This is a genomic window from Sporosarcina sp. GW1-11 (assembly GCF_033088395.1).
GTDB lineage: Bacteria > Bacillota > Bacilli > Bacillales_A > Planococcaceae > Sporosarcina.
In genome coordinates this window covers 189,561-209,900 of sequence record NZ_JAPMIW010000002.1, presented here as the reverse complement: position 1 = coordinate 209,900, position 20,340 = coordinate 189,561, and the positions used below count along the sequence as shown (strand labels likewise).

The 20,340-nt window shown below is 40.4% G+C and carries 19 protein-coding genes, 1 pseudogene and 1 other annotated feature; of the genes and pseudogenes, 16 read left to right on the top strand and 4 right to left on the bottom strand.

Annotation, left to right across the window (positions count from 1 at the left end):
• Positions 1–138 precede the first annotated feature (138 nt).
• Positions 139–399, bottom strand: a complete 261-nt coding sequence (locus tag ORD22_RS03095; RefSeq protein ID WP_317644408.1) for a hypothetical protein — start codon at positions 397–399, stop codon at positions 139–141.
• 35 nt (positions 400–434) lie between these two features.
• Here ORD22_RS03095 and ORD22_RS03090 point away from each other — a divergent pair, with 35 nt between their 5' ends.
• The 5 genes and pseudogenes from ORD22_RS03090 to ORD22_RS15145 form a co-directional block, all read left to right on the top strand.
• Positions 435–1,043 (top strand): hypothetical protein, encoded by a 609-nt coding sequence (locus ORD22_RS03090; protein WP_317644407.1) that lies wholly within the window; start codon positions 435–437, stop codon positions 1,041–1,043.
• A gap of 228 nt (positions 1,044–1,271) precedes the next feature.
• Positions 1,272–1,490 (top strand) — a binding site (T-box leader).
• Between the two features lie 55 nt (positions 1,491–1,545).
• A complete protein-coding gene (locus ORD22_RS03085) occupies positions 1,546–4,191 on the top strand; it encodes a valine--tRNA ligase (RefSeq protein WP_317644406.1) in 2,646 nt (881 codons plus the stop codon).
• Positions 4,192–4,767: 576 nt separating this feature from the next.
• On the top strand, positions 4,768–5,490 hold the full coding sequence (locus ORD22_RS03080) for an AAA family ATPase (RefSeq protein ID WP_317644405.1): 723 nt from the start codon (positions 4,768–4,770) through the stop codon (positions 5,488–5,490).
• Between the two features lie 19 nt (positions 5,491–5,509).
• Entirely contained in the window at positions 5,510–6,100 is a 591-nt protein-coding gene (locus ORD22_RS03075) for a hypothetical protein (RefSeq protein ID WP_317644404.1), read from the top strand.
• A gap of 229 nt (positions 6,101–6,329) precedes the next feature.
• Positions 6,330–6,461 (top strand): annotated as a pseudogene (locus tag ORD22_RS15145) (DUF6980 family protein); the annotation flags it as partial.
• Between the two features lie 101 nt (positions 6,462–6,562).
• On the opposite strand, the gene ORD22_RS03070 reads toward ORD22_RS15145, so the two are convergent.
• From ORD22_RS03070 to ORD22_RS03060, 3 genes are all read right to left on the bottom strand, one after another.
• On the bottom strand, positions 6,563–7,486 hold the full coding sequence (locus tag ORD22_RS03070; RefSeq protein WP_317644403.1) for an MBL fold metallo-hydrolase: 924 nt from the start codon (positions 7,484–7,486) through the stop codon (positions 6,563–6,565).
• 82 nt (positions 7,487–7,568) lie between these two features.
• A complete protein-coding gene (locus ORD22_RS03065; protein ID WP_317644401.1) occupies positions 7,569–8,354 on the bottom strand; it encodes an ATP-grasp domain-containing protein in 786 nt (261 codons plus the stop codon).
• Positions 8,351–9,217: an ATP-grasp domain-containing protein gene (locus tag ORD22_RS03060; RefSeq protein WP_317644399.1), complete on the bottom strand. Its 867-nt coding sequence runs from the start codon at positions 9,215–9,217 to the stop codon at positions 8,351–8,353. Before ORD22_RS03060 ends, ORD22_RS03065 begins: the two co-directional genes overlap by 4 nt.
• A 59-nt stretch (positions 9,218–9,276) precedes the next feature.
• On the opposite strand from ORD22_RS03060, the gene ORD22_RS03055 reads away from it, so the two are divergent.
• The 11 genes from ORD22_RS03055 to pilM all read left to right on the top strand — a co-directional run bounded on the left by ORD22_RS03055 (position 9,277) and on the right by pilM (position 20,340).
• Positions 9,277–10,488, top strand: a complete 1,212-nt coding sequence (locus ORD22_RS03055) for a bifunctional folylpolyglutamate synthase/dihydrofolate synthase (protein WP_317644398.1) — start codon at positions 9,277–9,279, stop codon at positions 10,486–10,488.
• Between the two features lie 113 nt (positions 10,489–10,601).
• Positions 10,602–11,027 (top strand): PulJ/GspJ family protein, encoded by a 426-nt coding sequence (locus ORD22_RS03050; RefSeq protein WP_411567610.1) that lies wholly within the window; start codon positions 10,602–10,604, stop codon positions 11,025–11,027.
• A gap of 5 nt (positions 11,028–11,032) precedes the next feature.
• Positions 11,033–11,527, top strand: coding sequence for a prepilin-type N-terminal cleavage/methylation domain-containing protein (locus ORD22_RS03045; protein WP_317644396.1), 495 nt, complete (start codon positions 11,033–11,035; stop codon positions 11,525–11,527).
• Positions 11,528–11,544: 17 nt separating this feature from the next.
• Positions 11,545–12,912 carry a hypothetical protein gene (locus tag ORD22_RS03040; RefSeq protein ID WP_317644395.1) on the top strand — a complete coding sequence of 456 codons (1,368 nt, stop codon included), beginning with the start codon at positions 11,545–11,547 and terminating at the stop codon, positions 12,910–12,912.
• A gap of 31 nt (positions 12,913–12,943) precedes the next feature.
• Positions 12,944–14,410, top strand: coding sequence for a VanW family protein (locus ORD22_RS03035; RefSeq protein ID WP_317644394.1), 1,467 nt, complete (start codon positions 12,944–12,946; stop codon positions 14,408–14,410).
• 15 nt (positions 14,411–14,425) lie between these two features.
• A complete protein-coding gene (locus ORD22_RS03030) occupies positions 14,426–16,093 on the top strand; it encodes a GspE/PulE family protein (protein ID WP_317644393.1) in 1,668 nt (555 codons plus the stop codon).
• Between the two features lie 11 nt (positions 16,094–16,104).
• On the top strand, positions 16,105–17,142 hold the full coding sequence (locus ORD22_RS03025) for a type IV pilus twitching motility protein PilT (protein ID WP_317644392.1): 1,038 nt from the start codon (positions 16,105–16,107) through the stop codon (positions 17,140–17,142).
• A 2-nt stretch (positions 17,143–17,144) separates the two neighbouring features.
• Complete coding sequence (locus ORD22_RS03020) at positions 17,145–18,356, top strand: type II secretion system F family protein (RefSeq protein WP_317644391.1); 1,212 nt, start codon at positions 17,145–17,147, stop codon at positions 18,354–18,356.
• A gap of 116 nt (positions 18,357–18,472) precedes the next feature.
• Positions 18,473–18,616, top strand: a complete 144-nt coding sequence (locus ORD22_RS03015) for a type II secretion system protein (RefSeq protein WP_317644390.1) — start codon at positions 18,473–18,475, stop codon at positions 18,614–18,616.
• Complete coding sequence (locus tag ORD22_RS03010) at positions 18,567–18,911, top strand: Tfp assembly type protein (RefSeq protein ID WP_317644389.1); 345 nt, start codon at positions 18,567–18,569, stop codon at positions 18,909–18,911. The genes ORD22_RS03015 and ORD22_RS03010 overlap by 50 nt, the downstream gene beginning before the upstream one ends.
• Before the next feature lie 445 nt (positions 18,912–19,356).
• Positions 19,357–20,340, top strand: coding sequence for a type IV pilus biogenesis protein PilM (pilM, locus tag ORD22_RS03005; protein ID WP_317644388.1), 984 nt, complete (start codon positions 19,357–19,359; stop codon positions 20,338–20,340).

The following is a 20,340-nucleotide window of genomic DNA, read 5'->3' as shown; positions in this document are numbered from 1 at the left end:
GCGGCATGCCCTTCAAAATAAAGCTCCACCACTTTCTTTTTCAGTTCATATTCATACGTTTTTCTAGTCATGATCTCACTCCTCAGGATGTAGTCTGTCCTTTAGGAGCGCTTTCTTATACTGTCTACTGTAAGGTAATTATGCATGGAATGGCGCGGTTTGGTCGTTGTATAGCGCGTTTAGCCATTGGAATGGCGCGGTTTGTGCGTTGAATAGCGCGGTTAGTCTTTGGAATAGCTCGGTTAGCCATTGGAATGGCGCGGTCCGGTCGTTGAATAGCGCGGTTAGCCATTGGAATAGCGCGAACCGATCATTAAATAGCTCGGTTGCCGTCATCTCCGTCAGTTTTACTTCCCGTACTGTTTTACGTTTTCCTTCTAAACTCTCTACTCGCTTCATATAATAGCCTGAGTTAAGAAAAGGAGTGAAGTGGATTGACTAGACATCAATGGACAGTACAAGAAACATTTTATTTTCCGGCTGAATATGGTGCGTTTACAGAAGTTGCTGAATGTAAAGTGACGCCTGGGTTTACGGAAGACCGAACGGAAGATTCGATTCGTTTGCAGGGGATTTATCATATTGCGGCGAATGTTGTATTTGATGGAGACAAGCCAGTGGCAGGTACTTCGGAAGAACGGCTCGTGATTGATGACGTGGAAGTGGACAATGGTAAAGGGTATTTCGAATATGCTGTGCCGTTAAACGTTGATTTGCCTGCAGAGTACACAGGAACATTGGAATTACATGTAGCAGAAATAAAGGCTACGCCAAACGATGGTGGTTTACATTTGGAGTGGACGGTTTATTTACAGGAAGTGCAAGAAGAAGTCGCTGTCGCACAACCCGTCGCTGCTGAAATCGCTGTAGAATCAACGTCACATATGGAATTTCTTGCAAATGCAGATCGAGCAGTTGAAAATGTGCATAATGAAATGGAAGACTTTCTCTTGTACATCGCCTCACTAGATGACGACGTGACGAGAAAGATCTTCCATTCAAATAATATTTTTGTAGAAGCAGAAGGACAGACAAGCGAGTAAGCAAAATAATAAAAAGTCACCCGTTGTCGGCACGATGAGTAAACGGATTAATTGAAACACCGTAAGTGGAAGAATACAACCTTTACAATAAAACCGTGTTCTTCTCAGCCAAGGTGGCAACAAATACGGATTATAGCCTTTACGCACAATACACCATCCTTTCGTTAGTCTGCATGTAAAGCTTGACGGGGCTAGTATTCTTCACCTATAATAATGGGTGATAAGAATAACTATGCGAAGAATAGGTAAGTACATGTGTACAGTTTTCTCTAGAGAGGGTACGATTGGTGGAACGTACCTGGAAACGACAGATGGAAAGTCCCCTATGAGCAGTTTCTGTGAAAGATAGTAGCAGAGACCGGTGAAAGCCGTTACCAATTCATGAAGATGTATGCTATTTTAGCGTTCATAAATAAAGGTGGTACCACGAGCTCCTTCGTCCTTTAACCGGGAAGAATGGAGCTTTTTTGTATCCCTTTTTTTACCTGAAGGAGGAACTGAAATGACAGATGAATTAACGATGCCAACGAAATACGATCCACAAGCTGTAGAAAATGGACGATACGACTGGTGGCTGCAAGGAAAATACTTTGAATCCGATGTGAGTAGCGAGAAAGAACCGTATACAATCGTCATCCCGCCACCAAACGTTACAGGGAAACTTCATTTAGGGCATGCTTGGGATACTACGTTACAAGATATGCTTATACGTATGAAGCGTATGCAAGGATACGACGCATTATGGTTGCCTGGAATGGACCATGCGGGTATCGCTACGCAAGCGAGAGTAGAAGAAAAACTGCGTTCTGAAGGTAAGACACGTTATGATTTAGGTCGCGAGAAATTCGTTGAAGAAACATGGAAGTGGAAAGAAGAATATGCAAGTCACATTCGTGCACAATGGGCGAAACTAGGATTAGCGCTTGATTATTCACAAGAACGTTTTACATTAGATGAAGGATTGTCAAAAGCGGTACGTGAAGTCTTCGTAAAATTATACGAGAAAAAGCTAATCTATCGCGGCGAATATATCATCAACTGGGATCCTGCGACGAAAACAGCGTTATCCGATATCGAAGTGATCCATAAAGACGTCCAAGGTGCATTCTATCATATGCGTTATCCATTGGCAGATGGTACTGGATCTATCGAAATTGCTACAACACGTCCGGAAACGATGCTCGGTGATACAGCGGTTGCGGTACACCCGGAAGATGAGCGTTACAAGCACTTGATTGGAAAAATGGTAAAATTACCAATCGTTGGTCGTGAAATTCCAATCGTGGCGGATGATTATGTTGAAATGGACTTCGGAAGCGGTGCAGTGAAAATTACACCAGCACATGATCCGAATGACTTTGAAGTAGGGAATCGTCATAACTTGCCACGCGTACTCGTCATGAACGAAGATGGTTCTATGAATAAATTAGCAGGTAAATATGAAGGGATGGATCGTTTCGAATGCCGTAAGCAAATCGTTAAAGATCTGCAAGATATGGGTGTACTATTCGAAATTGAAGACCATATGCACTCAGTCGGTCACTCAGAACGTAGTGGCGCTGTAGTAGAACCTTATTTATCAACACAATGGTTCGTTAATATGCAGCCTCTTGCTGAACAAGCGATTAATTTGCAGAAGAACGAAGAAGAGAAAGTTCATTTCGTACCGGAACGTTTTGAAAAGACGTATCTTGGTTGGATGGAAAATGTTCATGACTGGTGTATTTCTCGTCAGCTTTGGTGGGGCCACCGTATCCCGGCTTGGTACCATAACACAACAGGTGAAATCTATGTCGGTCAAGAAGCGCCAGCAGATGAAGAAAACTGGACTCAAGACAATGATGTACTTGATACATGGTTCTCGTCTGCACTATGGCCATTCTCGACGATGGGTTGGCCGGATGTTAATAGTGAAGCGTTTAAAAAATACTATCCGAACGATACCCTTGTTACAGGATATGATATCATCTTCTTTTGGGTGTCCCGCATGATCTTCCAAGCACTCGAATTCACGGAGGAGCGTCCATTTAAGGATGTCTTAATCCACGGACTTGTACGCGCAGAAGACGGTCGCAAAATGTCTAAGTCTCTCGGCAACGGTGTAGACCCAATGGACGTGATCGATCAGTACGGTGCTGACGCATTGCGTTACTTCTTGGCAACAGGTTCTTCACCTGGTCAGGATTTGCGTTACTCTACTGAAAAAGTAGAAGCAATCTGGAACTTTGCCAATAAAATTTGGAATGCTTCACGTTTTGCGTTGATGAATATGGACGGTATGACATACGATGAAATCGATCTAACAGGTGAGAAGTCTGTGGCGGACGCATGGATCTTAACTCGTCTGAATGAAACAGTTGAACAAGTGACTAGCCTAGCCGATCGTTATGAATTCGGTGAAATGGGTCGCGCATTGTACAACTTCATCTGGGATGATTTCTGTGACTGGTATATTGAAATGGCGAAATTGCCATTGTATGGTGAAGATGAAGCAGCGAAGAAGATGACGCGTTCTGTACTTGCACATGTTTTAGATCAAACGATGCGTTTATTGCACCCATTGATGCCTTTCATCACTGAAGAGATCTGGCAGAACCTTCCACATGAAGGGGAGTCAATCACAGTAGCGAAGTGGCCAGAAGTGGATGCGGCATTGATGGACAAATCACGTGCAACGGATATGAAATTATTGATGGATATTATCAAAGCAGTGCGTAATATCCGGGCAGAAGTAAATACACCGATGAGCCGTAAAGTCGATTTGTATATTTCTGCGAAGGATGACGCAACAGTCGCAGTTCTTGAAGCGAATCGTCAATATATCGAGCGTTTCTGTAATCCAGAGACACTAACAATTGGTGTGAAGGTCAATGCACCAGGTAAGACGATGTCGGCAGTCGTGACAGGGGCAGAGTTGTTTTTGCCACTTGAAGGCTTGATCGATATTGAAGAAGAGTTGGCTCGTTTGACGAAAGAACTAGGTAAATGGCAAGGTGAAGTGAAGCGAGTGCAAGGCAAGTTGTCTAATGAACGCTTCACAGCGAAGGCTCCTGCTGCGGTTGTTGAGGAAGAGCGTGCGAAAGAACAGGATTACTTAGAGAAGTATGCGGCGGTTGAGCGTCGTATTGCGGAGTTGAAGGAAATTTAATTGGTTTAAAAGAATCCATCTGACAGCGAGAAATTTTCGTTGTTGGGTGGTTTTTTGTGTTCTGAGCTGTTCAATAATATATAAGAAAAGATATACTTGTTTGTAATGCACTGATTAATGAAGCGAAAGAGGACAAAGCATTTCTGACATATGTGCGTGGCACCTCCTATACTAATATAAAACACCCTCCACGAGAAGGGTGTTCAAAAGATTTACATATGACTGAATTAGCCTCAGTTGACCTATCTGGTGTCTTTGGATATTTCCAGGTGGATCTGCGATGATAGGAAATGTAATGGGGACACTGAAAATTTATTCGATTCGCTCAGTCCATTTCATATGTGATTGTACTTGATCAGATGAGCGAACATACGCTTCAGATGAAAAAATAATAAATGCGACATCATACTTTGCAATCGAGATAGCCCTAGACTCAACATTTACAAAAATGAAATAAAAAATTTATGGTAGAGTAGGATATAAATGAAAATAGAACCGTGACCGAAGATAATACTGCAACGGCTTTCGTCTATAGTCTCTATGAAAAAAATAAGGAAAGAAAAGAGGGGGAGTAAGATGTTCTTAAAAAGAATTACACTTTTGCAAAAGGAGATTCCTAATTTTAGTCACTATCCATTTTCCATTCCAACAATTAAAAATCTACAAGAGTTGAATTTGGATAACCCCGTAACATTTTTCGTAGGGGAAAATGGCTCTGGGAAATCTACTTTGTTGGAGGCGATTGCGGATCGTTGTGATTTTAATACGGCTGGCGGCGGACGTAATAATACATATGATGTCTATAAATCAGAATCGGTACTTGGCGAACATATTCGGCTTTCTTGGCTACCGAAAGTAACGAATGGATTTTTCTTGCGTGCAGAATCATTTTATAGTTTCGCAACGCATCTTGAGGAAGTAGATGAGTCAGGGTTTAAAGAGTATGGTGGAAGATCGCTTCACGAACAGTCTCATGGCGAATCGTTTTTATCATTATTTCTTAATCGGTTTAAAGGCCAAGCGATTTATCTGTTAGATGAACCGGAAGCTGCGTTATCACCTGCAAGACAGTTGGCTTTTTTACGGATTATTCATGACTTAGTGTCAGAAGGAAATGTACAATTTATCATCGCGACACATTCACCGATTCTATTAGGGTATCCAAACGCAGAAATATTAAGTTTTGATGATGGGGAAATTTCACCGATTGACTATGAAAAGACCGACCATTATCAAATTACTAGGTACTTTTTAGAGAATCGAGAGCGGTTTTTGTCTGATTTATTAAGTGAAGAGTAAATACAAATGAGGTGTTCGTGTGCTTTCAGATGAACAATTACAAAAACTCATCGAAGGAAAAATGGTTGGTGATGCATTTCCTTATGATACTGGTGATGAACTAGAAGTGGAGTCTCATATTAGACGTTTATTTCATCGGATAAATCGTCTTCCGAATGTAGTGTGTAAAGCAGAATGGAATCATTTCGGCAGTGGCTACGCTTCGTTTATTGAATTTTTTTGTTATCGAAAAGAAGATGTGATGGTCGTGGAAGAGAAGTATGGATTTCAGGATGTAGAGATTAAGGGAATACTTATTGATATTTCTCGCCTTGCGCCAGTAGCGATACTAGGAGAAGATGAAAGATATAAAAAAGTGTGTATCGAAACGAATGAAGCCGTTAGTGGGGGACACGGTTCTATATTGGATAGTCCCCATCGATTAACAGTTAGCGAAAAGCTTCAAACATTTGCGGATGAATTAAAGAATATCTTAAAAGACTTTGACTATGAATTGTTGGAAGCTGAACATATTGAACAACCTTTATCATTTCAAACAAAAATCCCCACAATTTATCGTCCAGTGAGACAGTATTTAGTCATGGATGCTATTTTCTATTGGGAGGATTAATGTACTTTGTTAGCTTTTGAGAAGCGGAAAGAAAAGTTATTAAGAATGGAAAATGTCTTCTTACACATACATCTGATCAATCTACCGTGCTGACGTTTGATTGGGATGTAGCAAGAATGGAGTTGTTTTCTACTAACTTTGAAGTTGAGTATAGTACGTATTAAGTACAAAGTAGAAACGAGATTCGTTCCGAAAATTCATTTGAAAGCTTTAGAATGGAGAAAAATTTATGAAAAAACATTGTTGTGTGGATATGGCGTATCATGTCGATTTTACATGTGAAATACATAAAGATCCGTATGACTGTCCAGATCGTTTACTAGTGTTCGATAGGAAGGATCAAGACTATGGTCTAATTATTCACGATGGAGGTTCCTCTAGTATTGCAATATCATTTTGTCCATGGTGTGGGTCTAGATTATAAAGAAAAGGCTGTCGAGAAAATCATTGTGAAATGACTTTCTATGCCAGCCATAAAGTCTCACCAATCAGTAATTTCTTTAATGAAGACTGTGCTAACGCTAATCTATCCCACTCAGCATCTAGTCTAGCAATAGATTCGGGCCCCGTATCGTCCGCTAAATGATACGTCCCATAATGCATCGGAATAAATGTCGTTCCATTTAGTTCGACAAAAGCCTTAATCGCATCTTCAGGATTGAGGTGGCTTTCCTTCATAAACCATTCCGGTTCATAAGCCCCAATCGGCATTAACACCGTTTGGATCGTAAACTTCTCCGCAATTTCTTGAAATCCACGGAAATATCCAGTGTCTCCCACAAAATAAATTGAATGTTGTTCACTTTCAATAATCCATCCACCCCAACGAGATGTGTTTGTGTCAGTCAATGTACGTTTCGTCCAATGCTGTGCGGGAACAAATGAGAAAATTAGTTCATCATAGACGAATGAATCATACCAATCGCTCTCGATTACTTTTTTATAACCGCGCAACTTAAACGAACGGCCTAGACCAACCGGAACAAAGTATGTCGGATTGCCCTTTATACATCTAATTGTAGGGAAGTCGAGGTGATCATAATGTCCATGAGAAATAAACACGATATCGATAGGTGGCAAATCACTTAGTGGAATGCCCGGTTCGGTTAGTCGGTTTTGAAAGGCCATGCGTTTCGCCCATACAGGATCGGTAATCATATTTAGACCATTCATCTGAATCAAAAATGTAGAGTGTCCGATCCATGTAATAGAAGCTGCGGAACGGTTAGTAGTCAATCGTTCTATTTCTTTTTCAGGTGCTTGGTCTATGAGAATGCTCAAATCTTTTTTATTATTTTTACGTTCTTTTTGCCAGCGGAACATATCTTTTATTGTTTTATTCGTATCAATAGAATCTAAGTTGGCGTATCGGTGCTTCGGTGCCATAAAATACCCCCATTTTTAATCCGTAAAAAGAACGAAAACAGTATATTTAACCGTATGATGAAAAAATCAAATGCCACTCGAATCAAGCGTTCAACTGCTCCTTTACATACCCCATCAGTTTCTCCGCCACTGAAAAATCAGTTGTCGTGTACAACGACCGCGCCCCAACAGGATCCTCGATTTCGTTCAGTAGCCAGCCGCCAGTAGTCGGGAGGATGAAATCGATACCGATATAGTCGCTGGAAATTGCCCGGGAAATCGTTTTCACTTGTTTAGTTTCGCTATCGCTAAGAGTATATTTTTCTACTGTACCGCCTAGTGTGTAGTTGGATTTGAATGAATCACACGCACCCATTCGCTTCACCGCGCCAAGTACTTCTTCGCCTAGCATGAATACACGGACATCGGTTGCGTTGGATTCAATAAATGGTTGCGCAATCAGCTCTTTCGGATCAAAGCGTTTCAATAGATCATCTACTTGCTCTTTATGTTCACATAGAAATACTTCACTGCCTCCGTGACCTGTGCGTGTTTTCAAGACAAACGGGAACTCTGGAAGTCGCTGGTCCGCACGGTATGTAGGAACGGTAGGAATTCCGAGCATCGTTGCGAGTTCGAATGTACGTAATTTATCATTGGCAATTTCCTGCACATTCGCGCGATTGAATAAACGGAAGCCTGCTTGTTCTAATTGTACAGCCAATTTGGGATCACGATCACGGAATAAAATGAAATCAACTGCCTTAGTTGGAGGTTCTAATACTAGTTCCAACGTGATTCCAAGGTCATTTGACTTTTTCATCAAGTCATCGATAAACGCCTGATTTCGCTCCGCTTCCTCCGCAGTGTAATAGATAAACCCCTTCATCCAAGCTTCTCCAGTATGTACGCAATCATCGCATCGGCTACATTAATTCCCGTGACGTTTAGGAGATTGCGGATATGTGCTGCGCCATTAACTTCACAAACAAGTGGTTGTTCATTAGGACCGAACAGTAAATCGACACCTGCGAATTCCGCACCGACAGCTTTGGCGGCTGCTAGTGCGAGTGTTTCTTGTGCTTCTGTCAACTTTACAACTTCCGCCACTCCGCCATTTGTAATATTCGCCCGGAAATCTGTTTCAGAATGGCGGTACATGGACGCAATGATTTGGTCACCTACGATATTGACGCGGAGATCCCGTCCTCTGCTCGTTTCAATGAACTCTTGGAAGACATAATCAACGCCGCGTAGCTCCTTTACTTTTTCATCAAATGCCTCTTTTGTTTCGATTAAGTACACTTTCATGCCGAATGAACCGTGACCTTCTTTAATGATTAACGGTAAACCAAGTTCTACTAAGACGTTTTCATAATAGCCACTATCTTCAATTGTGAAATTCGGATACACTTTCGGCGCAATAATTGTCCTCGGCATAGCGACACCGTGTTTTGCTAGTTTCAAATATTGTTTCGCTTTATTGTCACACGTCTCGATCACTTCTGGATCATTGAAGACAGGAATGTCCAGTTGTTTCAAATAACGAGCCAGCAACGTATCTTTATCGAGAAAGACGACGAAATCAGGCGCATCCTCGATTTTTTTTTGTACGTCCATCTGCACTTCATAATTTTTCAATAGAGTTGCTCGTACCCCTGCACGCTCTGCTGCTTCTTGAACGAGTCGTGCTTGATCCGCGAATTTATCACTCGTCAAACTTCCATTATATATTACCCAACAACTTTTCAATCCACACGCCACCTTTGTTATACTAGATATATCTTAATTTTAGCACAGGAGGAATTGCTTTGATTCCAAAATTGGACGAATATAAAAAACAATTTGACATAAAAAGTGATGATGCGATTAAGCCAGGACTAGAAGCGATAGAAGAAGCGCTTGCGAGTGTGCTGAATCCAGAAAAAGATTTACGCATCATTCATGTGGCCGGCACGAACGGTAAAGGCTCGACCATTGCAGTTATGGAAGCAATCTTACAAACGCATGGTTTTGAAACAGGTGTTTTTTCTTCACCAGCTATACTTGACATCCATGACCAAATTCGAATCAACGGCCAACCGATCACAGCCGATGAATTAGCGTACGTCTTTGAAGAAATGGAAGCGGCAGGACTTAGCGGTATGCTAACAGATTTTGAACTACTAACAGTCGCTGCATTTTTAGCTTTCCGCAACGCTGCACCTGATTACGTCTTACTTGAGACGGGGATGGGCGGTAGACTCGACAGCACGAATGTCATTACACCACTTGTTTCGGTTATTACCTCAATCGCGCTTGATCATACCGGATTTCTTGGTGATTCGGTAGAAAAAATCGCTTCACACAAAGCAGGCATTATTAAACCGTATATTCCTGTAGTCATAGGGGAACTGCCAAATGAAGCAAAAGACATCATTCTAGCAGAAGCTATCCATACTAAAAGTCTAGTACGAGCCTATGGAGAAAATTTCACTATGGAACAAGAAGAAATTGAAACCTTCCGCGGTATGAACACATTCGAACTACCTACACGAAACATGAAAGGTCCCCACCAAGCGATCAATCACGCAGTCGCACTCGAAGCCTTATCAGTAGCAGGTGTACCGTTAAAACAAGAAAAAGTCGCGGAAGCAATCGCCAATGTCCAATTACCATTCCGCTTTCAGAAAATCAGTGACAACGTCTACATCGACGGAGCACATAATCCAGCGGCAGCTACGATGTTAGTGCGTACGATAGAAGAACAATTTCCAGGAGAAAAGGTGGACTGGATTGTTGGGATGTTGAATACGAAGGACTATGGCGAGACGTTGAAGATTCTTGCGCCACTTGCAAATAGTTTTACGTTTGTGGATTTTCCGCATCCGCAGGCGGCGAAAGCAGAAGACGTACAGGCGTTGTGTCCGACAGAAAACAGTAGGATAGTCTCATTTGAACTAATTAATTTAAAGAATACTGGTGAAAATATAAAAGTAGTCGTTGGCTCTCTTTACTTATTGAGTGATTTAATGAGACAATAGGCATAATGAGGTGTTTATTATCGTTTCGTTTTTTCGTATTAAGGTATTTAGGTTCACTAAAGATAGTAGGATATGCCGATAATAATGGTAAGTGGAAGGAGGATGTCATGATAGTGAAAAATGAAAAAGGCTTTACATTGGTTGAAGTATTGGCTGCATTAACGATTCTCGGTATTGTCTTTGTAAGTTTTATGACGATTTTTCCACAAATGACTAATATTAATTCGAAAACAGAGGCAAAACTAGAAACAATGAATTTGGCAAAAAGAGAATTGGCCTTTTGGAAAGATGACCCTCTTCCTTTAGAGGAGAAGGAGTATTTAAAGAATATAAAAAAGGATACTACATCTAAAACCGGTTACATCATCTATGAATATGAACATAATGAAGAACAGTCTTTCAACTATCGTGTAACCTACAAAATCGCATCGGACTTGCCAGTAACGAATGCATCTGATGTGCAATTGCATCGAATCCACATCGAAGTGTATAAAGACCAACGACTAGTAAGTGAAACATTTGGTTATATGGAGAATTAGATCAATTGAAAGGAGGGCTTATCATTAAACAAGATGAACGAGGTATGACACTTGTTGAGGTGCTAGCTACCCTGTTGCTCGTGACATTAGTAGTAGGTTTGATATGGACGACGGTTTCTATTAGTTCTCGCCATAATATTTTAGAGACCGATAAACTAAAGTTGCAGCAAGAAGGCAATTATATTACGACTGAAATACAGAGACTTCATCGTACGTGTAAAGAATATGAATTTGTAGTACAAGCTAATAAAGTGAGCATAGAGAATTGTAAAGTTGGTAATCCTATAAAACTAGAGAATCATATTATTAGTGAAGAATATTCATATAGTTTAGTTGAAAACATTAAATTTCCGGAGCTAATAATTGATGACTTCCGAGAAACAATTGAACCGAAAAGTGATGATCTTAATTTATATAAATTAATAATTACGGATCCACAAAATACCAAATTAAGTGTAGCGTTTCCTCTAATCGCTTCTAGATATAAAAAAGATTTTTGACGGGAGGATGAATAGTAATGAACAGGTGTAAAAACGACAAGGGCTACGCATTAATAATTGTACTATTTGCGATTGTTTTCATCATGATCACTAGCGCGGTATTTATGAGAGGTGCTTTAAGCAATGCTAAACAAGAGAATATTATCGATACAAACAATCTAGCATTTATGGCCGCTGAAATGGGTGTGGATTATTACAAATGGAATTATATTAATAAGTACAACGATGTTAAGGGTCAGTTATGGGAAGATTATAAAGAAAAATACTCAGTGGAAAAAATGAGGATTCAAAGTAGTGGTGATATAAACAAAGACCAGCAACTAGCTGATTTGCCAGCAAAGATAAGAGAGGATGCAGTGAAGGCGTTATGGGCGATATTAGATAATTATACAATTACATCAGCAAATTTAGCCGGTGAAAAGTACTCTTTTACAGATAAAGACTTTAACATCGTACAAGATCTTGCTAACTACTCAGTATCAATCTCTGGCGATGTTCAAGGAGAATACCAAGGAAAGGATAAAATGTTGAACTTTAAATTGCTTTTTACAATGCCTAAATTTGATGAAGATGAAAATGAAAATAGTGGATCACAATCAAGTGGTGGTGTGAAAGATTTAGCTTGGTTTGTGGATAATGATTTACCTTTCATTCCCAACCCCTCATGGCAATGTCCTTCAGGTAAACAAGCAAATGTAACAGGTAAAAAGTGTGTATTTTCTGATGTGAATTTAATTGGAAATGCGAATAATTCAACTTTATATTTCGACGGAGACGCTACAAAAGCACCTAATGGTAACTTGGGCGGAAATGTTAACGGAAGCAAGTTTTATGTTACTGGCGAGATTGCTTCGTTCAATCTTAATAACATGGAGAACGGTGAATTTTATGCAAAAGGTAATATTGCTTTTAAAAACATGAATAATATCATAAATGTAAATGTTTTCACAAAAGGTGATTTCTCAGCAGAGCAAGTTGATTTATCAGGATCTTTCGTAGCGATGGGTGGAAACTTCAAACCGTCTAAGCATGTCAAACTTACCGGAAACAGTGTTCTGGCAATTAGAAATGACTGGAAGGCCAATAGTTCCTCTCAAGAGATAGCTAGTGGTTCAAAAGCTTGTGTAGGTGGTTCTGTTAATTTAAAAGAAATAACTGTTAGTGGTACTGGTAAGTTATATTATGTCGCTGAAAAAGCGAATACTGCTGGCGTGACTATTATTCCAGGTAAACATTTCCCAATTAGTAAATCAGCTTATGATAAAGACCCTAATAACCTATTCAAGAACTGTCAAGGTGGCGGGAATGTAGTGACTGATCCGGATGCTCCAGTTTTGAATGAACCTGCTTGGATTGACCCTAGGATAGAAGTAGATTATTACTAGGTTAATACATTACATTGTGAGGCGATAACTATTGAAAAACAAACTATCCAAAATCAGCCTATCTCTAGGCGCATTACTACTTGTAATTTCCACAATTTTCGCCCAACAAGCTTATGCTGGTGATGGTTTCTTTTCTAGTTTCAAACGGTTCGATAAGCATACTTATGTTGGCCCGTTTGATATATCGAAGATGAACCGTAAGAAAGCGAAACAGAAATTGACAACGGACTTTGCAGGACTCGAGCAAAATTTAGCAGTGAAATTAATCATTCAAGATTTTCATGTAGACGTGCCTTCTGAAATCTTAACATTCGATGTGGATGCGACGTTCAGCCAAGCATCTTCAGGGCAAGAAAATGCCTTAATTGTGATGGTCTCGCGAGATGGATTACGCACAGTATTGAAGCAGAATTTCAGCTCACTTGTTTTCAATGAAGAACAAGTCGATATACTCGCTTCACAAATTGAATCACAATTACGTACTGGAATCATGCCGCAGTATATTAATTTAGCGCAGTTCATTCCGGAGCTATATAAGCAAACGCAAACCATTGCTTCAGCTACGTACGCAACCAATCAGTTAACTAAAGGATTGCGATTATTACTCGATGATCTAAATGGTGCGGAAATACAACCAAACTCAACTTTCTCGTTTCAGGAGTTTGTAAAAGACAAAGAATCAGTCGTTGCAAATGATCAAGACATGTCTATCATGGCATCGTTACTATATGAATCGGCATTGCAAACAAACTGGATTGTGGATGAACGCAGTATTGGTAACGAATTAACTAAAGGAGTACAACCTGGATTTGAAGCTGTGATCAATCGCGAGTTAGATTTAGATCTACAAGTAACGAATCCAAATCAGACAGTGTTTACTCTGCATACCGCGTGGGATAATTCTCAAATCACACTATCCATAGAAGGACTTCCTTTTGTCCATACGTACCAACCACAAGTTGAAAGTTTAAAAGTATATGATCCGAAAACGGTCGTTCACTATAGTGCATTCGTTTCGCCAGGTAAAAACCAAACGATAGATACGGGTAAAAAAGCGATCGAAGCTACGGTTATACGTAGTGTACAATCGAATGGTTCACTTCAAGACTTTGAAGATATTTCAGTAGATTTCTATTTACCTAAGTCAAAGGTAGAACGTCATAATCTGATTCGTAAAGAACCACCAGCAGATAATACAACGAATAGTGGATCTGATCTAAATTCGGGTCCAACTGGAAACGGTTCTTCTACTGATGGTTCGGCTCCGACCTCTGGAAACGAAGGATCTTCTAACGGAGCTGCAGATGGAAGTAATTCTAGTAAGCCTGGTTCGTCTGGTAACAATGGTTCTTCTACTGGAAGTAATTCGGGGGATTCAGGATCGGCAAGTGGTAGCGGTTCAGGTAATACGAATGCTTCTGGCGGTCAAGGAAACGATGATGTATATTACGACAAAGGTGGAAATCGCGTCGATAAAAATGGCGATCCGCTCGATTGATAAAGGAGGAGTCTAATGGCAGTCACTAGAAAGCGTCTTGGAGATTTATTGATAGAGTCGGGTTTACTGACAGATGAACAATTAATGGGCGCGTTAAAAGACAAGCCGCGTGATCAACGTTTGGGTGATGCCTTATTGCAACGTGGGTATATTACGGAGCAACAATTGATCGAAGTGCTTGAGTTCCAGCTTGGAATTCCACACGTTAACTTATTCAGATATCCGTTTGATCCGAAACTTTTTAATATTGTACCTAAAGGTTTAGCGAAGCAGAAGATGATCGTGCCGTTGAAGAAAGATGGCGATAAATTATTTGTCGCGATGGCGGACCCGATGGACTATAACACGATAGAAGATTTACGTTTATCTACAGGCTTTCATATTGAAACGGCTATTGCGTCAAAAGATGATATTACACGAACGATTACTAGATATTATGATGATGAGTTATTCGATGACATTTTATTCGAGGAGCCGGAAACGCCACAAGAACAACAACAACAGCAAGAAGATTTAGTCGACCAAGATTCACCTGTAGTCCGGCTCGTTAATCAGATTATTTCAAGTGCGGTATCGATGAAAGCAAGTGATATTCATATTGACCCACAAGAGCACCAAGTCGTCATCCGCTTTCGAATCGATGGGAAACTACAGACGGAGCGTGTGTTGCCGAAGCATATGCAAGCGATGCTACTAGCCCGCATTAAAATCATGGGGAACTTGAATATTACTGAATCGCGTATTCCGCAAGATGGGCGAATTAAAGTAACGATAGATTTTCGTCCTATTGATTTACGTCTATCAACTTTACCTACTGTGTTCGGTGAAAAAATTGTTATGCGTATTTTAGATTTAAGTAGTTCGTTGAATGATTTGGGGAAATTAGGATTTGGTCAGACGAATTTACATCGATTTTTAAAAGAAATCGAAAAGCCGAATGGAATTATTTTGATATCTGGTCCAACAGGTTCAGGTAAATCTTCTACGTTGTATGCCGCGCTGAATCGTTTGAATAATGAAGATGTCAATATCATTACAATTGAGGATCCTGTCGAGTATCAATTAGAAGGAATAAACCAAATACAAGTGAATTCGAACGTAGGGCTGACATTTGCGGCTGGACTACGTTCGATTTTAAGGCAGGATCCAGATGTAGTCATGGTGGGAGAAATTCGAGATAAAGAGACGGTAGAGATTGCGATACGTGCGTCCTTAACGGGGCACTTAGTGTTAAGTACGATTCATACGAATGACTCTGTCGCTTCAATTTCTCGTTTGCTAGATATGGGTGTTGAACCTTTCTTACTGACAGCTTCATTAAATGCGATTGTGGCGCAACGTTTAATTAGACGCGTGTGTCGTGACTGTGAAACTAGACAACCGGCAACGGAGCGTGAAAAATTAATTTTCGCCAAGCGTGGGCTAACGATTGACGAAATTCATCGTGGGTCCGGTTGTGCGGCGTGTAATATGACTGGTTATCGGGGGCGTATTGCGATTCACGAGGTGCTAATTATTAATGCTGAAATGCGTGACGCTATTAACAAAGAAGCTGCTCCGAATATATTACGTGAAATTGCAGAAAAGAGTAAAACGATTTTCTTAATTGATGACGGATTGGAAAAAGTTAAACAAGGCATTACGACAACAGAAGAAGTGTTGCGAATTGCATTGGTTGAATAGGAGGGTGTGCAATGCACGAACGAATTGATCAATTACTGACGGAAGCTTTTAATAGCAAGGCGTCTGATATTCACTTAACAGTCGGTGTACCTCCAATTTTTCGTATACATGGAGATTTAAAGCGTTATGGAGAAATACCGCTAACTCCTGATGATACGGAGAGAATTGTCTTTCAAACGATACCGGAAAAGATGCTTGCTGCATTTAAAGAAGCAGGGCAAATCGATTATTCCTATGAAATAGCGGGTGTCTCTCGTTTTCGTGTCAATGCTTTCCAACAACGCGGTTCGATTTCATTAGCGTTCCGAACGATTCCTACGAAAATTCCTACGATTGACGAGTTGAACATGCCAGCAACGCTTATGAACTTGGCTGGAACTGCTCAAGGCTTGATTTTGGTCACAGGTCCCACGGGTTCAGGAAAATCTACGACGCTAGCAGCGATGATTCGGTATATGAATGAAACGATGAGAAAGCATATTATTACATTGGAAGATCCAATTGAATACATGCATGAACATGGTACATCCATTATCGATCAGCGGGAAGTTGGTTTTGATACGAATTCGTTTGCGGATGGTTTGCGTGCTTCTTTGCGTCAAGATCCAGATGTTATTTTAGTCGGGGAGATGCGGGATTTGGAGACGATTTCCACAGCGATTACTGCAGCGGAAACAGGCCACTTAGTGCTCGCGACATTGCACACATGGAGTGCAGCTTCGACGATTGATAGAATTATAGACGTCTTTCCGCATGGGCAACAGTCTCAAATTCGCGTGCAGTTAGCGGGGGTTCTGACAGCGGTAGTGTCCCAGCGATTATTTAAAACGATGGATGGAACAGGCCGACGTGCGGCAACAGAAATTATGATTAATAATGCAGCGGTATCGAACTTGATCCGTTCTGAAAAGGTGCATCAGATTCCGAACGTGATTCAGACAAGCCGGGCGAGTGGGATGCATATGATGGATCATTCGGTGAAAAGTTTGATGGAGCAACGGATTATATCCTATGAAGCAGCCCTGCCGTTTTTACAGGGAGATGACTGATTATGCCACGTTTTACGTATGAAGGGCGTGACGCCAAATCTATCCGACGTGGAACGGTAACAGCAACGAATAAGCGAGATGCCGCGATCAAACTGAAAAATCAAGGGATCCGTGTAGTTAGTATTGTAGAACAAAAAGAAACGGCATTGACGAAAGAAATTACGATTGGTAGTCCGGTTAAACGGGATCAACTCATTATGTTTTTACGGCAGTTTTCCACGTTGTTGCAGGCGGGTGTGACAATTGTTGATGCCGTTCGAATTCTATCAGTACAAGTGGAACAAGCGGCGTTTCGTAAAATATTAACTTCGATACAAGAAGACTTACGTACTGGAACACCATTGTCCGTTGCTTTTGCGAAACATCCCAAAGTATTTGAACCGTTGATTTTAAATATGATCGGTGCAGGGGAAGTATCTGGGACTGTGGATGAGTCACTTGATCGGTTAGCAGATCATTTTGAAAAGGCTTATCGAACGAGACAAAAAGTGATATCTGCTTTGGCGTATCCAATTGTTGTTGGGATTGTAGCGATTGCGGTAGTGATTTTCCTTCTGTGGTTCGTTGTGCCGATGTTCGTTGAGATGTTTGATAGTATTGGTAGTCAGTTGCCATGGTTGACGCGAGCAGTTATGGCGGCGAGTGAATGGATAGAGAGTTACTGGTATATTTTGATTCTAATTACTTCAGCGATTGTTGTAGGGTATTTATTACTACGTAGTAATCCTAAGGGGAAATATACACTAGATACTATCGTTCTTCGATTGCCGATTTTCGGACCAATCGTTCAAAAAGCTGCATTGGCTATGATGACTAGAACATTAAGCTCGATGTTTTCTAGTTCAGTTCCTATTTTGCAAGCGTTGTTGATGACTGAACGTGTAATTGGCAATAAGGTTATTGCTAAAGTCATAGGTGAATCAAGAGAATCTATGGAACGTGGAGGATCATTGACAGAACCGATGTTAAATCATTGGGCGTTCCCACCGCTAATCCCTCATATGATTGCAATAGGAGAGGAAACTGGTTCTTTGGACTCTATGTTGGCGAAAGTGGCAGATTTCTATGAAAAGGAAGTAGAAGCTGCGACGGATCGCCTAAAGGCGCTAATTGAGCCATTAATGATCGTATTCTTAGCTGCGGTAGTAGGGACTATAGTTTTGGCAATTATGTTGCCGATGTTTAGTATGTTTGAACAGATAGACAATTTGTAACAGGTTTAACACATTTGTATGAAATAGATAATATTTTTTCAGTTTACTAGTGTTATATTCCTAAGTATTATGGTATAGTATATTCATAGAGTACGAAAAAAAGAGGAGGAAAACAAATGAAAAAGTTTATCCAAAAGAAGTTGAATCAAAAAGGTTTGACGCTTGTCGAGTTGCTAGCTGTTATTGTTATTTTGGGGATTATCGATCGCTGTGCCGGCTATTGGGAATATTATTACGAATTCGAAGGTCAGCGCACTTAAGGCTGATGGACAAAATGCTATTTCTGCTGCAAATATTTATTTTGCTGAAAGTAAAGAACCAGATACATCTATTACTATAGATGAACTTCAAGAAGATGGCTATTTAGATGATATTGGTGGACTTAGCGGAGATGGTACAGTTAATAAAGGTACTGGTGATGTGACTGCAATTACTATTTCTGCTACAGCAACGAATGGTAATATCTCAGTAGAATTCAATGATGCTTCTAATGCGGATATTAATGCCGCTGATAATAAAGCTGGTCTAGAAGGTAAAGTTACCGTAACACGCTGACAATAAAACATTTTTTTAACCGTGATTCTGTGAATTATCATAGGTATTACTGGCTTTTTAGAAGATTTAAAGCCTTGCAGTAAACATTGGACTCTGTAGAGATTAATTCTCTTCAGGGTCTTTTTTAAACTTTAATTCTCAACAGAGAAAATATGTTAAATAGTAAGCAAAACTATCTTGGATTTCTGGAAATACTGAAACAAATAAAAATCATGTAAAATTGAGGAGAGCAACTGTACAAATTATTCAAGAGAGCAGGAAGTCTACAAAAGTTGGGACAGAGTTTTGTGGAGATTTCACCTGATTAATGTAAAAGTTTATAGTCTATAAGCATTATTCACTACGAATCTTTCATTCCCCCCATATATTTGCTATAATTAGCGTAATCAAATAGTAGGATAAGAACCGTATGATTGCCCAGTATTGTTTGTCTGAAGGGAGCTGTATGATGGCCGTTTTCTCTAAAATATCACATCATTTATCGAAGTTTGGTCGTAAGAAGCGTATTCATTCCTTAACGCTCGATGACGACGCGATTCGTTATGTGCGCATTAAGTCTCGCCATCCAATCGTTCTCGATACCGCAAAAGAACTGGTTCTTCCGCCACATGTAATAAATGAAGGTAGAATTGCTAACGAAGAAGTGCTCGTGCAAGTGTTAGGTGAAGCGGTAAAGGATTGGAATCTTGTGAAACGTAGTGTGGCATTCCTGGCGCCTGATGCCTTTGTCATTATTCGTAAAGTCGCTTATCCAGAAACGGTTCAAGATGAAGAATTAAAGGGGCATTTTTTTATTGAAATTGGTTCGACGATTTATTTGCCTTTTGATGATCCGGTGTTCGATGTTGTTCCATACATAACGAATGGCGCTCAGCAAGAAGCCATTTTGATAGCTTCCAAGGAAAGTGTGATGCAGTCTTATGAAACTATTTTGGAGGCCGTGAAAACGGATCCTGTCGTTGCGGATATTGCTCCGCTTTCATTATACCGATTGGCGTATCATGAATATGCGTTTGAAGGTACAGAACATATTTTACTAGCTGATTTACGTGGACGTAGTTTGACGGTATCAATATTCAATAATCACTACCCTCTATTCATTCGCACGATGGAATTAGAAGTTCCACTTAGTATGACAACGGGTGAAACACTTGATGAAAAGCAAGTTGAACCGATGACGATTGTTATGGAGTTGGAAAAGTTAGCGAATTTCTATCGATTTAATTTGGCGGAGGGGGATTCGGTTATTACGCATTTGCTGTGGAATGGTACGTATGGACAGCAGGAGCTTGTACTTCAAATGGTGCGAGAGCGTCTGGCGATTGAAGCGCTTCCTTTAGTGAAGGAACGGATTACTTGTGTGGATGGTACGGAAGTTACAGCGGATTTCCACCGAGTAATTGGTCTCGCTTTGAAGGAAGAGGTGTAA